This is a genomic window from Pseudocitrobacter sp. RIT415 (assembly GCF_003057695.2).
GTDB lineage: Bacteria > Pseudomonadota > Gammaproteobacteria > Enterobacterales > Enterobacteriaceae > Pseudocitrobacter > Pseudocitrobacter faecalis.
Genome location: NZ_QBJC02000003.1, coordinates 18,311 through 33,639, shown reverse-complemented (window position 1 = coordinate 33,639; position 15,329 = coordinate 18,311). Strand labels below are relative to the sequence as shown.

General features: G+C 55.3%; 11 protein-coding genes. 3 read left to right on the top strand and 8 right to left on the bottom strand.

Annotated elements, in window-relative coordinates; genetic code table 11:
- Positions 1 to 70: 70 nt before the first annotated feature.
- The 8 genes from tldD to csrD all read right to left on the bottom strand — a co-directional run bounded on the left by tldD (position 71) and on the right by csrD (position 12,342).
- A complete protein-coding gene (tldD, locus tag DBY68_RS04215) occupies positions 71 to 1,516 on the bottom strand; it encodes a metalloprotease TldD (RefSeq protein WP_108474928.1) in 1,446 nt (481 codons plus the stop codon).
- A gap of 72 nt (positions 1,517 to 1,588) precedes the next feature.
- Complete coding sequence (gene yhdP, locus DBY68_RS04210) at positions 1,589 to 5,392, bottom strand: AsmA2 domain-containing protein YhdP (protein ID WP_108474927.1); 3,804 nt, start codon at positions 5,390 to 5,392, stop codon at positions 1,589 to 1,591.
- Between the two features lie 29 nt (positions 5,393 to 5,421).
- Positions 5,422 to 6,891 carry a ribonuclease G gene (rng, locus tag DBY68_RS04205; RefSeq protein ID WP_108474926.1) on the bottom strand — a complete coding sequence of 490 codons (1,470 nt, stop codon included), beginning with the start codon at positions 6,889 to 6,891 and terminating at the stop codon, positions 5,422 to 5,424.
- A complete protein-coding gene (locus DBY68_RS04200; protein ID WP_108474925.1) occupies positions 6,881 to 7,471 on the bottom strand; it encodes a nucleoside triphosphate pyrophosphatase in 591 nt (196 codons plus the stop codon). Before DBY68_RS04200 ends, rng begins: the two co-directional genes overlap by 11 nt.
- 8 nt (positions 7,472 to 7,479) lie before the next feature.
- A complete protein-coding gene (mreD, locus tag DBY68_RS04195) occupies positions 7,480 to 7,968 on the bottom strand; it encodes a rod shape-determining protein MreD (protein WP_108474924.1) in 489 nt (162 codons plus the stop codon).
- Positions 7,968 to 8,984 (bottom strand): rod shape-determining protein MreC, encoded by a 1,017-nt coding sequence (gene mreC / locus DBY68_RS04190; protein WP_108474923.1) that lies wholly within the window; start codon positions 8,982 to 8,984, stop codon positions 7,968 to 7,970. Before mreC ends, mreD begins: the two co-directional genes overlap by 1 nt.
- A 67-nt stretch (positions 8,985 to 9,051) precedes the next feature.
- The gene (gene mreB, locus DBY68_RS04185) at positions 9,052 to 10,095 is read right to left on the bottom strand and encodes a rod shape-determining protein MreB (RefSeq protein ID WP_000913396.1); all 1,044 of its coding nucleotides are present in this window, start codon (positions 10,093 to 10,095) and stop codon (positions 9,052 to 9,054) included.
- A gap of 306 nt (positions 10,096 to 10,401) precedes the next feature.
- A complete protein-coding gene (gene csrD / locus DBY68_RS04175) occupies positions 10,402 to 12,342 on the bottom strand; it encodes an RNase E specificity factor CsrD (RefSeq protein ID WP_108474921.1) in 1,941 nt (646 codons plus the stop codon).
- Between the two features lie 218 nt (positions 12,343 to 12,560).
- On the opposite strand from csrD, the gene DBY68_RS04170 reads away from it, so the two are divergent.
- From DBY68_RS04170 to msrQ, 3 genes are all read left to right on the top strand, one after another.
- Positions 12,561 to 13,535 carry an MDR family oxidoreductase gene (locus DBY68_RS04170; RefSeq protein WP_108474920.1) on the top strand — a complete coding sequence of 325 codons (975 nt, stop codon included), beginning with the start codon at positions 12,561 to 12,563 and terminating at the stop codon, positions 13,533 to 13,535.
- A 125-nt stretch (positions 13,536 to 13,660) separates the two neighbouring features.
- Entirely contained in the window at positions 13,661 to 14,605 is a 945-nt protein-coding gene (msrP, locus tag DBY68_RS04165; RefSeq protein WP_229837724.1) for a protein-methionine-sulfoxide reductase catalytic subunit MsrP, read from the top strand.
- Positions 14,605 to 15,204, top strand: a complete 600-nt coding sequence (gene msrQ / locus DBY68_RS04160) for a protein-methionine-sulfoxide reductase heme-binding subunit MsrQ (protein WP_108474918.1) — start codon at positions 14,605 to 14,607, stop codon at positions 15,202 to 15,204. The genes msrP and msrQ overlap by 1 nt, the downstream gene beginning before the upstream one ends.
- Positions 15,205 to 15,329 lie beyond the last annotated feature (125 nt).

Below are 15,329 nucleotides of genomic sequence, written 5' to 3'. Positions count from 1 at the left end.
GCGCTACGCTTATCAGGCCTACTCGATCGGTAGGCCTTATAAGGCAAAGCCGCCATCCGGCAAGGCAAAATTACGCGGTGCCACCCACTGTCAGGTTATCGACCTTCAGCGTCGGTTGACCGACGCCAACCGGCAGGCTCTGCCCTTCTTTTCCGCAAACGCCCACGCCGTTATCGAGCTTGAGGTCGTTACCAACCATGGAAATCTGCTGCATGGTTTCGATTCCGGAACCAATCAGGGTTGCACCTTTCACCGGTTTGGTGACTTTACCGTTTTCAATCAGATACGCTTCCGAGGTCGAGAAGACGAATTTCCCGGAGGTGATATCCACCTGGCCGCCGCCAAAGTTCGGCGCGTAGATGCCGTACTCAACGGATTCGATAATCTCCTGCGGCGTCGATTTCCCGGCCAGCATGTAGGTATTGGTCATACGCGGCATCGGCAGATGCGCATAGGATTCACGGCGACCGTTACCGGTCGGCGCAACGCCCATCAGACGCGCGTTGAGTTTGTCCTGCATGTAGCCTTTCAGAATGCCATTTTCGATCAACACATTGTACTGACCCGGCGTCCCTTCATCATCGATAGCCACGGAACCACGGCGATCCTGCATGGTGCCATCATCAACAACCGTACACAGTTCGGAAGCCACCAGCTCGCCCATATGACCGCTGAAAACGGAGGTGCCGCGACGGTTAAAGTCGCCTTCCAGACCATGGCCGACCGCTTCGTGCAGCAGTACGCCCGGCCAGCCAGCACCCAGTACCACTGGCAAGGTGCCGGCAGGTGCCGCGACCGCCGAGAGATTCACCAGCGCCATACGCACCGCTTCTTTTGCCCACGCATCCGCGCGCACTTCACCGTCGAGATCCGCCAGGAAGTAATCATAACCAAAACGGCCGCCACCGCCGCTGGCACCGCGCTCGCGTTTGCCGTTATCGTCCACCTGCACGCTGACCGACAGACGCACCAGCGGGCGAACATCCGCCGCCAGCGTGCCATCCGTTGCCGCCACCAGGATCAGTTCATACACCCCCGTCAGGCTGGCGGAAACCTCCTGCACACGCTTATCTGCCGCACGCGCGACTTTATCCACGCGACGCAGAATGTCGAGTTTTTCTTCACGGCTCATGCTTTGCAGTGGATCGAGCGACGTATAGAGCGGAGCGTGGTCTACCGCGCCCAGCGTGTGCACCTTGCCATCACCCGCATCACGTACAATCGTCCGCGCCGCCTGCGCGCTCTGTTCCAGCGCCAGCAGACTAATCTGGTCGGCGTAGGCAAAGCCGGTTTTTTCACCGCTAATCGCGCGCACACCAACGCCCTGGTCAATATTGTAAGAACCATCTTTGATGATGCTGTCTTCTAAAACCCAGGATTCGTGATAGCTCGACTGGAAATAAAGATCGCCATAATCGAGACGGCGCTCGGCGAGTTGACCAAGAATGTCAAACAGGCGCTGATGATTCAGGCCGTTCGCTGCCAGCAATTGTTCACTTACCAGGTTTAGACTCATTATTCGCTACTCGTTAGTTACCGCTAAGATGCCCATGTTAAAAGAGTGAGGCAATTGTGCGACTGCGTCAAATCATTGCTTCGTATCACTGCGCGCCTGGCGCAGAACTTCATTGATTTGCGGTGAATCAATTGGCCCGGTGATGCGATAACGCAGAATCGACACCTTGCTCCACAGCGGCCCCAGAACTTTACTGGCCGCGAAGACAGCGGCGCCGACAATCGGGTTAATGGCGAACGCCGCCGCCACACCGACGGTTGCAGAAATCTCAGGCGCAACAATGGCCTCCATCGCCAGCTGACGACGCACCAGATCAACGGAACCTTTCATGGCAATGTCCGCTTCCAGGCCATCAACCAGCGTATCATCCGTGTTCAGCACGCCGTCTTTAATCCAGGCAGTACTGCGGATGGAATCAAAATAGAAGCCTTCCGTGAAGGTATCGCTGAAATCAAAGCGCAGTTTGCGCAGTAGCGCATCGACGCTCAGCAGGCGCAACAACTGGCCCGCGTGACCGGTGCTCAAATCAGTAAACTGCCCTTTGCCAATACGCGTTTTCAGAATACCGTTCAGCGACGCAACATCTGGCTGCCACGGGCTGGCGCGCCAGTGTAAGTCGTAATCCAGGTCGACTGAGGAGTCACGAATTGGCGTAGCAATACCGAAAAACGCCACCGCATCATCTATTTTCTTGCCGCGCAGTTTACCTTTCAACGATGTACGCTGCCCGTTCAGGCCATTCACCCACTCGCCGTCGCTGGTCAGTCGTGCGAAACCGGTATCCACCAGCCCATTACGCAGGGTCAGCGTGTCGCCTTTAATCGCGAAATCACCGTCGATACGGCCATATTTCTGCCCCCACAGCCAGCACTCTGCACAACGAAGCTGAAGATCTGGCCAGCCACTGAAATCGATGCGATTACGGCTAAGCGGGCCTGTTGAAGCGGCCGAGGCCTGCGTCAGCGGCGTCGAGGATGGGTTGTAATAGAGATAGCGAATCGCCGCCTGCCACGGCGCATTGTCGTGCATGGTCAGCGTGGCATTCACTTCACGTCCCTGCGCATCAACTTTGGTGCCCTGTGCCGACGGCTGTGAAACGATGCTCAGGTTATTCCACTGCTGCCCACCTAAGGTCAGCGACGGCGTGCGCAGGGTGACCTGTTTCGGGAAGACGGCGGCAGAGCTGGCATCACTGGCCGCGCCCTGCTGGAACAGGGCCAGCCACTGCGCGCCATCCATCGGCGGGAGATTAAGCTCAACGCCCGGCTGCTGCGGCAGCGGCGGGATAGTGCGGCTGTCGCTTGCCCAAATCGCGCGATCCAGCGTCAGTTTTTGGTTGAGCAACCAACGGCTATTGAGATGATGATTACTTCCCACTTTGCCGGTTAAATCGAAACGTTTCAGGTTGCCATCAACGTCAATTTTCACCGGGAGCGGCTCACCGGCGGCTTTGTCTACCGGTGCAGGTAAGTGACTGCTCACATTCTTCAGGTCGGCGGTGACGCCGACTTTGTACGTTGGACTGCCGCGATACGGCAGCTCGATAGCAACTTTCCCCTGCCACGGCACGCTGCCACTGATTTCGTCATTGATAGCTTTCGGCAGCACGCCCGTGCGCGTCGGTTGCCAGTTGGCGTCCATGTTGACGCCAACCTGGTACGATTTCTCACCTTCACGCGTGTTGAAATCAACCTTCAGCGGCTGATTAAACCAGGTCGCGGTCATCGGCTGGCTCTGCAAATCGCCGTTAGAGAAGCTGAATTTGCCGTTCAGGTTGTGCAGCGTACTGTCGAGCGGTTTGATAAACAGACTGTTATTATTGAGCGCCACATCGCCGGTCGCATGAACCAGATCGCCGTTGAGCGGGATATCAAGTTGTAAGCGAGCACTCACATCCCCATCAAGCTGGAGTTCATCCAGCGTCGCGCCTAACGATTCTTTGAGCGGTGTGTCATTGAAATATGGCCCAACCGCTTTTCCTGGTCCGTTGATATCCGCATCAATCAGCAGCTTCTCTTTGGCGTAATCCGGGATCATGGCGTTAAGATTGGTGGCGGTCACACCGCCCAGCGCCACTTTGTCCGCTTTCATCCACAGGCCATCGTTGAGGAAGTCGAGATGAATGTCGAGGTCGGTCAGCGCGGGCCAATCGGGCTGGAAGGCGAAGGTGGCGTTACGCAGCGGCACCGAAACTTCAAACTGCCCTTCGTTATGCTTGTACGGGAAGAGATGCGGATTGCCGCCATACACCAGCGTGGCGTTATCAGCCTGGCCGCCTTTAATCGCCCCGCTCAGGTAATCGACCAGCTCTTTACCCATCAGATTTTCCGGGAAATAGCGCCAGGCCTGGCCGCCATCATCGGTGCTGATACCCGCCAGAATGCCCAGCCAGGGCTGGTCATCCTTTGGCTGCAGGTAACGGAAACCACCTACGGCGCGGACGGCTTTAGCCTCAACATCAATATTACGCCCATCGAGCATGAAGCCTTTGTCGTTCTTCAGCCAGTTGAGCGTGGCGGTGCCTTTGGCAATTTCCAGCGGCGCGCGGAACACCGTCTCATATGGCATCGTCGCCTGCTGCATATTCACTTTCAATGCGCCGTTTGCAACGCTGCCGGACAACTCGCCAGAGACGTTTTCCGCACCGGGCAGTAGCTTCCACTGCTTCCACGCCAGATCGTTCCACGCGGCCTGAAAACGGGTTTGCTCCGTCGCCTTGAGCGGAATATCGAGCCCCAACGACTCAATCGTACCGTTCGGCTGCGTGGTACGCCAGATTTCGCCAAGCGTTGGGGAGAGCTTGTCGGCTATCGGTAGCAGACCATTGAGCCCGGCAAGAGAAAGATGGCTGGCGCGAATGCGAAGTTCATCGCTGCGTACGCTGTTATTTCCGCCCACTTCCTGCGCCGGGATCCACGCCAGCGCCAGCGCACCGCGCGGCCACGGTGTGCCATCCATGGTGATACGCGTATCAGGGATGCGGAATTCCCATCCCGCTTTTTCACGTGAGAGGTGCGCCGTCAGGTTATCTACGGAGAGCTGATGATCGTCTTTATCACCCTTCCACGTCGCGCCGCCCTTTTTCAGCCAGACATCACCGCTCGAGATTTCGCCCTTATCGAGCGAAGCCCAGGCTTCCAGACTAAAGCGCGCACTGGTGAGCGCAATGTTGTCCTGCATCCATTTACCAAGCCAGGGTTTGACGTCGATATCATCCGCCTGAAGCCACAGCTTGCCTTTATTCAGCAGGCCATTTTCATCCCGCAGATCCATACGCACTTTCATCACCCCGTGCTGCCCGGTAAGGCTGGTCAGGCTTAGCTCGCCTTCCGCACGGTGACGGTTTTTACCGTTGAGCCAGGTGAGCTGCGGGATCGCCAGTTCGGCTCGCTGACCGGAAAGAGTCAGGAAGCTCAGGTGGCTGTCGCGCAGGGTGAACTGATCAAACTGGCGCAGGAAGAGGTCGCCGATGCGATCGCCTTCCATACTGTCGCTGCTGTCATTGCTTTGCAGCGGTGTATTGGTATGTATGTTGAGCTGCCAGAAGGTGAGATCGCGAAATTGCCAGCGCATATGCAGCAGGCTTTGCCATACATCGAGTGCCAGCGAGACGCGTTTAATCGACATCTCGCCGCCCTCGTTATCCAGACCAGCTTTAATATCGCGCACATCAAGCGTGGGGCCGAAATTTTCCCAGCTGGCCTGAATTTTCGAGGCTTCCACCGGTTGCCCCACCGCCGAAGAGATTTTTGCGAGGATTTGCGGGCGCCACTCATTCAGATGCGGCAGCACAAGGCGCAAGCCGCTCACCAACAACGCAGCAATGACAATCAATGTTGCCACGGTGAGCAGTAATATCCCCGGCAATCGCCTCACGCTTCTCTCCTTGTGCCCGGCAGGCTGCTTTACATCATGACCACATCAAACTGCTCTGGGTTATAGAGCGGTTCGATTTGTACTTTTACCTGCTTGCCAACGAAGATTTCGACTTCCGCCAGCGCATGGGATTCATCGCCTTTCAGGGTTTCCGCCACCGACGGTGATGCATACACGAGGAAGCGGTCGGAATCATACGCATGATGCACGCGCACAATTTCGCGCATGATTTCATAGCATACCGTCTCGACGGTTTTCACCGTGCCGCGCCCATGGCAGGTCGGGCATTGATTGCACAGCACATGCTCCACGCTTTCACGGGTACGTTTACGGGTCATCTCCACCAGCCCAAGCTGAGAGAAGCCGTTGATGCTGGTTTTCACGCGATCTTTGCTCAGGGCCTGCTCCAGCGAGTGCAGCACGCGGCGGCGGTGATCTTCATTATTCATATCGATAAAATCGATGATGATAATGCCGCCCAGATTACGCAAGCGGAGCTGACGCGCGATAGCCTGGGTCGCTTCTATGTTGGTATTGAATATCGTGTCGTCGAGATTACGGTGGCCGACAAACGCTCCGGTGTTGATATCCACCGTGGTCATCGCTTCGGTCTGATCGATAATCAGGTAGCCACCCGATTTCAGTTCTACTTTACGTTCCAGCGCGCGCTGAATTTCATTTTCGACGTCAAAGAGATCGAAAATGGGCTGATGGCCGGTGTAGTGCTCCAGCTTACTGGTCATTTCCGGGATGTATTCCGCGGTGAACTCCAGCAGCGCTTCATAAGTCAGACGCGAGTCAACGCGAATGCGGTCAAGCTGGGCATCCGCGAAATCACGCAGCACGCGTTGCGCCAGCGCCAGCTCGCCGTAAAGCTGATAACGTGTTTGATGGCGTTTTTTACGCTCCATCACTTTGGTCCACACGCGTTTGAGGTACGCGGCGTCAGAGGCTAAATCCTCTTCGCACACGCCTTCTGCCGCTGTACGAATGATAAATCCGCCTTGCTCGTCGCAATATTCCGCTACCACCTTCTTCAGGCGTTCGCGTTCGGCTTCGCTTTCAATACGTTGGGAAACGCCGACGTGGGACGCGCCGGGCATAAAAACGAGGTAACGTGAAGGGAGCGTAATATCAGTCGTCAGACGCGCGCCTTTGGTGCCGAGCGGATCTTTCACCACCTGCACCATGAGATCCTGCCCCTGACGCACCAACTCAGAGATATCGCGTACGGTGAACTGTTTTTGTTCCTCACCCGCCACGCACTCGGTGTGCGGCATAATATCGGAGGCGTGAAGGAATGCGGCCTTCTCCAGGCCAATATCTACAAAAGCCGCCTGCATCCCTGGCAATACACGACTGACACGACCTTTGTAGATATTGCCTACGATTCCGCGTCGCGCTTCACGCTCAATATGAATTTCCTGCAAAATGCCGCCATCGATATACGCCACACGCGTTTCGGATGGCGTCACATTCACTAATAATTCAGCCGTCATGTTTATCCCTTTCCTCACGTAGTGAGTTAAAGTTACTGAGCAACTCATACGTTTCCACCAGCGGTAAGCCGACTACGGCGTGATAGCTGCCATTTATCTTCCTGACAAAACAGCCACCCAACCCTTGAATACCGTATGCACCTGCTTTATCTAAAGGTTCACCGCTGGCAACGTAGCCTGCGATATCGTGTTCGGAAAGTACTCTGAACGTCACATCGGTGACCACCAGCGCGTCGAGCGTAATCTGGCGGTCTGCCAGCGCGACGGCGGTCATTACCTGATGCGTTTCCCCTGAAAGCTTACCCAGCATCTCTGCCGCATGGGCGGCATCACGCGGTTTCTCAAGCACTTCGCCATTGAGGATAACTATAGTATCCGCACCCAGAACCGGGAGGTCTTGATCAACCATTGCCACTCCGGCCTGCGCTTTTTCTCGCGCCAGTCGCGTCACGTACTGCTGCGCACTTTCCTGTGGACGGCGCTGCTCTTCAATACCTGGAACGATTTTCTCAAACGCCACACCCAGTTGGGTGAGTAGTTCCTGGCGACGCGGGGAGCCTGAAGCGAGATAAATTTTCATAACGACCTTTATTGCACGGCGAATTGCTGACGAACTTTGCGCATCAGGAGGAAGATCCACGGCCAGAGTACGCCATTGACTACACTACTCCAGAACACTTCCGGTCGGAAAGAGACGTTGATCACTAAAAACTCTGACCAGAAAACAATAATATCCGTGGAAAGCGACAACAGAATGACCACCAGCGCCTGCTGCCAGAGCGCCAGATTACGAAACAGCTGATACTTGAGCACCACCAGATACGCCACAATACTCAACGACAACGCGCGCACGCCGAGCGTTGAGCCGCTAATGAGATCCAGAATCGCGCCCATCACAAAACCGGTACCGACATTCACCCGATGCGGCAGCGCCAGTGACCAGTAAAGCAGGATAAGCAGAACCCAGTTTGGCCGGAAAACGATGATGTTGTCCGGCCAGGGCATCACTTGCAGCAGCAGTGCGATAAGAAACGAGAGCCAGATTACCCAGCGTCCCTGGCTACGGTAACTTGCCACTATGGCCCTCCCTGAGGGGAGAGTTCAGTCGGCTGGGTTTCCGTGGGCGAGGTTGCAAGCCCCGTGGCAGGTGCCGGTACTGGCGTTGGCGGCCCCATGGCATCCGGGGATGGCAACACCTGCGGCATCATCTGCATCAAACGTTCGTTGGCCACGCGGTGCACATCTTCCGGCGTCATCGGGTTCGCGCCATTACGATCGGCGCCCCACAGCAGCAGCAGATAACGCAGACGCTGTAAGCCCGCGGTTGGACGCGCCTGAATCACGGTATACGCGCGCTGGGTATCGAGCTTCACGGAGGAGACCACCGCAACCGGATACCCTTCCGGGAAACGACCGCCCAGGCCAGACGTCACCAGCACATCTCCGACGCGGATATCCGTGTTGGCAGGCAGGTGTTCAAGCTGGAGATCGTCGGTGCAGCCGTTGCCGGCGGCAATCACGCGGATGTCGTTACGCAGCACCTGAATCGGTAGCGCATGCGTGGCATCGCAAATTAACAGGACACGGCTGGTCAGTTTGGCGACGGCCACCACCTGGCCGACAACGCCTTTGTCGCTGATGACCGGCTGGCCTTCATAGACGCCATTGACGCTACCTTTGTCGATAACTACCTGATCGCTGTAAGGATCGTTAACGGTGGAGATCACCTGCGTCACCATTTTCTGCTCATCCTGACGCAGCGGCGAACCCAGCAGTTCACGTAAACGGGCGTTCTCTTGTTTGTACTGACCCAGCATCAGCAGGTCGCTGTTTTTCAGCAGCAGTTCCTGGCGAAGTGCCCGGTTTTCGAGTTCGAGTTGGTCACGCGAGGCCAGCGTTTGTGACACGCTGTCGAGTAATTCACGGGGACCATTGGAGACAAAATAGAAAGGACTGACGGCGGTATCCATGTATGTTCGGATCTGACTGAACATACCAAGGCGGCTGTCGGCGATGATAACGCCAAGCGCGATCAGAACCGCCAGAATAAGGCGAATCTGTAGCGACGGGCCACGGCTAAAAATGGGCTTCATAGGCTATGCGTATTCTCGTGTCAGTAAAATCAAGGGTAGCCCGAAAGCTACCCCGGACTCAGGCTGACTACTCTTCGCTAAACAAGTCGCCGCCGTGCATATCGATCATTTCCAGCGCTTTGCCGCCACCGCGCGCCACACAGGTCAGCGGATCTTCAGCAACAACGACAGGAATGCCCGTCTCTTCCATTAACAGGCGGTCAAGGTTACGCAGCAGCGCACCACCACCGGTCAGAACCATACCGCGTTCGGAGATGTCGGACGCCAGTTCCGGCGGACACTGTTCCAGTGCAACCATAACGGCACTTACGATACCGGTCAGCGGCTCCTGCAGCGCTTCGAGGATTTCGTTGGAGTTCAGGGTGAAACCGCGCGGTACGCCTTCAGCCAGGTTACGGCCACGGACTTCGATTTCACGCACTTCGTCACCCGGGTAAGCGGAGCCGATTTCGTGCTTGATGCGCTCTGCGGTGGCTTCACCGATCAGAGAGCCGTAGTTACGACGCACGTAGTTAATGATAGCTTCATCGAAACGGTCGCCGCCGATACGTACGGAAGAGGAGTAAACCACGCCGTTCAGGGAGATAACCGCCACTTCAGTGGTACCACCACCGATATCAACCACCATAGAACCGGTCGCTTCGGAAACCGGCAGGCCTGCGCCGATTGCCGCAGCCATCGGTTCTTCAATCAGGAACACTTCACGCGCGCCTGCGCCTTGAGCGGATTCACGAATCGCACGACGCTCAACCTGCGTTGCGCCCACCGGCACACAAACCAGTACGCGCGGGCTCGGACGCATGAAGCTGTTGCTATGCACCTGTTTAATAAAGTGCTGCAACATTTTTTCGGTCACGAAGAAGTCGGCGATAACGCCGTCTTTCATCGGACGAATAGCCGCGATATTGCCAGGCGTACGACCCAGCATCTGTTTGGCGTCATGACCGACGGCAGCGACGCTTTTCGGAGAACCAGCACGATCCTGACGAATGGCCACCACGGAAGGCTCATTCAATACGATGCCTTGTCCTTTTACGTAAATCAGGGTATTCGCAGTACCCAGGTCAATGGACAGGTCATTGGAAAACATGCCACGAAATTTTTTCAACATACTAAGGGATAATCCTGAAAGCTGGGGCGGAAAACAAAATCCGCTTACTTTACCAACCACACGCAGCAGCGACAAGGCGCAAAAATCATCTGCAACGGTGAAAATTAGTGCAGTTCGTTTCCTCTGTTACAAATCCAACCTGGCTCCATCAGCGTCGGGAGTCATTACCGTATCCCAATCTGGACTTGCAACCTGTTTCAAAGGTCGTCGACTTGCATGATGCGACATATACCCGGCGAGCAGACACGCACACCCCCGAATAAACCGCGCGCATTATTCTACGTGATAAACACGTTAAACAGCAGGTCAAACAGAGTATCTTTGCGAATATTTTTTCACATTCGTGTCAAGTGGTTGTGAGGCGGCAAAAAAATCACCCTGCCCGCCGGAAACGCCACACTCTGTCAGTACCTGCCATTCACTACGGCTCCGGATGCCCGGCGCAAAAACCCGCATGGTTGTGCCTTTCGTGGCTTCAACCAGGCTCTGCACCAGCAACTGGTTTTGACTCCGCTTCTCAATATTGCGCACCAGGCCGGGGTCAAGCTTGATGAGTTCAACCTCAAGCTGCTTGATCCAACTGGTGCTCACCAGGGTTAAACCCGCCTGAATAACGGCGATCCTGGCCCCTAAGGCGTTAATTAAACGCACGACGGGCTGCAAACGGCTGATATGTTGACAAACATCTGCCTCTGCAAGTTCAAAAATAATCCGTTTGCGTTGCGATTTTTCGCATTGCATTAAGGTATCACGCAGCCAGCGCTGAAAACGCGGGCGGATGAGCGACTCGACAGAAACCTGTAAGGCGAGATTTTCTTCTGGCCAGAAATTTAAAAACGGCAATACGCGGGTAATTTGCAAACGGTCATACTCTTCCATCAGACCGAACTCAAGCACCATCGGCAGGTACTCTGCTGCAATCACCTCTTCATTACCGTCATAAATACGGCAGGTCAGTTCCCGATGGTGGACATGCCCATCAAGCGTTATCGCCGGTTTCTGGTATAAACGCGGGCCGCCACGTCGCAGCATCTGTTCGATAAGCGTACGCCAGCGCACATTGCCTCGCCCTTTCTCCGGCAGTGAATCATCGTAAATCGCCCAACTGTTACTGCCCTGCAACACCGCGTTACGTACCGCAGATTCCGCATGTTCCATCACCTGCTGGCTGGTCTGCCCGCTACGCCAGGCGCAGATACCAATATGCATCATGTCATCACGGTCAAGAATTTTAGTTATCGGCAGCGCATCGACGGCCTTGAGCAATTGCCCGGCGATACTGTCCGCTTCCTTTAAGGTGCGATGAGGCAACAATACAGTAAAGTCGCTACGGTGATATCGCGCCAGTAAGGCGCCTGGATAACGCATCATAAAGGTAGAAAGCAGGTTGATGAGCATGAAGAGATGCTCTTCTGCCGCTTCATTGCCCCAGCTATCGCGCAGCAAATCGAGATCCGGCAGACGAATCATCATCACGATACCGTGCGCGCCAACGTTTTCCTGATCGTCCAGTAGCGTCGCCAGTTGGTTATCAAAGAAGAGACGGTTGCTGAGGCCCGTTTTATTATCCTGCGCGGCGTAGGCACGGATCAGCGTGTCCATTCGGCTACGCTGCTCAGCGGCAAACTGAATTTCTGACAGCAGGACGTCCATCGCGCTACTGGTGCGGGCGGGCCATTCGTGGACGTTGCCTTTAACTTTCGCGCCACGCTCGCCGTTCAGGATGCGAATCGCCCGTGACTCCAGCAGTTCCTGCCCCGCCAGTTGGCGACGCAGCCAGCGCACCGCGATAAACACCATCATGACCATAAAAGCGATGGTCAGGGTCAGCGGCAGTGTGGTCATCAACGAACGGAAGTAGTTCGCCATCGGATCCTGATATTCCAGCTTAATTTGCATGCCGGGATGCTTAACAGAGTCAATGAGCAGTTCGCGATAACGATAATAGCTGCCCACCGGCCGGTAGCTGCTTTTGCGCGCGTAGTGGTATACCTTTTTTCCATCCTGGAGGAAATCGACGCTTACCACATCCACCGGAGCAAACATTTCATCAAGCTGAGGCGCCAACTGCTCGAAGGAGTGGGTTAACAGGCGGTTATCCAACACCGTAGCGACCGCCTCTACGCGGCCCTTCACTTTATATTGAATGCCGTTATAAAAACTCAGCGACGAGCCAATCAATGTCGCCAGGATAGTTAACCCGGTCAGCAGTGTAAAAAAAGCGGAAAATTTCGTCGTTAATCGCATCCCTGATTTAACTCCGTTGGTTAATCGTCACCCGACAAATCGCCCGGCCCCGGCTGCCCGCTCCGTCAAAAGTGAGCACTAACATATCAAATGAACCCGGCATACTACCAAATCAGGGGTTTCTGGCAATTTATTGCGCCAAATCGACATAGAATTGTGTGTAGCGAGTATAGTTCTGAGAGTAATTTTACCAAACATCGAGCCATTGAGGACGGGTTATGCAGGCATTAATCTTAGAACAGCAGGACGGAAAAACCCTTGCATCGGTACAGCGCATCGACGATAGCCTGTTGCCGCAAGGGAATGTCACCGTGGATATTCAGTGGTCCAGCATGAACTATAAAGACGCGCTGGCAATCACCGGGAAAGGCAAAATTATCCGTAATTTCCCTATGGTGCCCGGCATTGATTTCGCCGGTACGGTACACGCCAGCGACGACGCGCGCTTCCAGCCCGGTCAGCAGGTACTGCTCACCGGTTGGGGCGTAGGGGAAAATCACTGGGGCGGTTTATCTGAGCGCGCCCGGGTGAAGGGCGACTGGCTGGTGCCGATGCCAAATGGACTCGATGGCCGTAAAGCGATGATTATTGGTACCGCCGGTTTTACTGCCATGCTGTGCGTAATGGCGCTGGAAGACGCGGGCGTGCGTCCGCAAGATGGTGAAATCGTGGTAACCGGTGCCAGCGGCGGCGTAGGCAGCACCGCGGTCGCACTGCTGCATAAACTGGGTTATCAGGTGGCCGCTGTTTCTGGTCGCGAAAGCACCCACGATTATCTGCGTCAATTAGGGGCTAATCGTATTCTGGCCCGTGATGAGTTCGCAGAAACGCGCCCACTGGAAAAACAGGTTTGGGCCGGGGCTATCGATACCGTCGGCGACAAAGTGCTGGCGAAAGTGCTGGCGCAAATGAACTACGGCGGCTGCGTGGCGGCCTGCGGCCTGGCGGGCGGTTTCGCGCTGCCGACAACCGTAATGCCATTTATCCTGCGTAACGTCCGTTTGCAGGGTGTCGATTCAGTAATGACCCCGATTGCGCGCCGCACTGCCGCATGGGAGCGTTTGGTGAACGATCTGCCGGCGCCTTTCTACGCGCAAAGCGCTACGGAAATCACCCTCGATAAAGCACCGCAGTTTGCCGAAGCGATTATCAACAATCAGGCGCAGGGCCGTACGCTGGTAAAAATCGCCTAATCTTCAAATTTTCGTGACATATTCGCGCGAATAACGCCTCTCCGTCATGCTTAGTAAAAATGACGGAGAGGTGAAATAGCGTGAAAAAATTAACCGAAGCCGACGTGACCGCAGAGTCCGTCTTTATGATGCAGCGCCGCCAGGTGCTGAAGATGTTAGGAATCAGTACGGCTGCCATGGCGCTTCCTGCTCAGGCTGGCCTTAGCGATTGGTTTAAGGGCAACGATCGCCCGCCCGCGCCTTCCGGTAAACCGCTCGATTTCAGCAAACCCGCCGAATGGCAAAACAAACTCACATTAACACCGGAAGATAAAGTCACCGGTTACAACAACTTTTATGAGTTCGGCCTCGATAAAGCTGACCCGGCAGCTAACGCAGGCAGTTTGCCGACCGATCCCTGGAAACTGACGATTGATGGCGAAGTGGCAAAACCGCTGACGCTCGATCACGATGACCTCACCCGCCGTTTTCCACTGGAAGAGCGTATTTATCGGATGCGCTGCGTAGAAGCCTGGTCGATGGTCGTGCCGTGGGTAGGCTTTCCTTTACATAAACTTTTATCGCTGGTTGAGCCCACCAGCAATGCAAAATACGTGGCTTTCCAGACGCTGTACGCGCCCGACGTGATGCCCGGACAAAAAGACCGCTTTATCGGCGGCGGGCTGAAATATCCCTATGTCGAAGGGTTACGACTGGACGAAGCGATGCACCCGCTCACTATGCTGACCGTCGGCGTGTATGGCAAAGCGCTGCCGCCGCAAAACGGCGCGCCCATTCGCCTCACCGTGCCGTGGAAATATGGTTTTAAGGGCATCAAGTCGATTGTCTCGATTAAGCTCACCCGCGAACGCCCGCCAACCACATGGAACCTCGCCGCAGCTGATGAATACGGGTTTTATGCCAACGTGAACCCGCACGTCGACCATCCCCGCTGGTCGCAGGCGAGCGAACGCTTTATTGGTTCCGGCGGGATCCTGGATGTAAAACGTCAGCCGACGCTGCTGTTTAATGGCTATGCCGACCAGGTCGCTTCGCTCTATCGCGGGCTGGATTTGCGGGAGAATTTTTAATGCGCTTAACCGTTACACACATTCGCTGGCTGAAACTTTGCCTGCATCTTGCGGCATTTTTACCGTTAGTCTGGCTCTTTTGGGCCGCATCCTCCGGGCAACTCAGCGCCGACCCGGCAAAAGATATTCAGCACTTCACCGGTAGGATGGCTCTGAAATTACTGCTGGCGACCTTGTTGGTTTCTCCGCTGGCGCGCTACGCTAAACAGCCATTATTGATACGCACTCGCCGCCTGTTGGGGTTATGGTGTTTTTCGTGGGCCACGTTGCATTTATGTAGCTATGCCCTGCTGGAATTGGGTATCAACAACTTGTCGCTATTGGGACAGGAACTGGTGATGCGCCCCTATTTGCTGCTCGGTTTTGCCAGTTGGCTGATCTTATTGGCGCTGGCGGTGACCTCTACCCAGTGGATGCAGCGAAAACTGGGCCGACGCTGGCAGTTATTGCATAACTTCGTCTATCTGGTAGCGATCCTCGCGCCGGTTCACTACCTGTGGTCGGTAAAAATTTTATCGCCGCAGCCGCTGCTTTATGCTGTGTGCGCAGTCGCGCTTTTAGCATGGCGTTACAAGAAGTTCCGCCAGTGGTGGCGCTAGTTGCGAGATATGTGCGGTTTACCGCAAATTACTGAACTCCGTCCTGACTTTACACGAATGCGGTTGATAATCTTCCCTGATAAGACCAGTATTTAGCTGCCAAATGCTACGAAATAGTTATAATG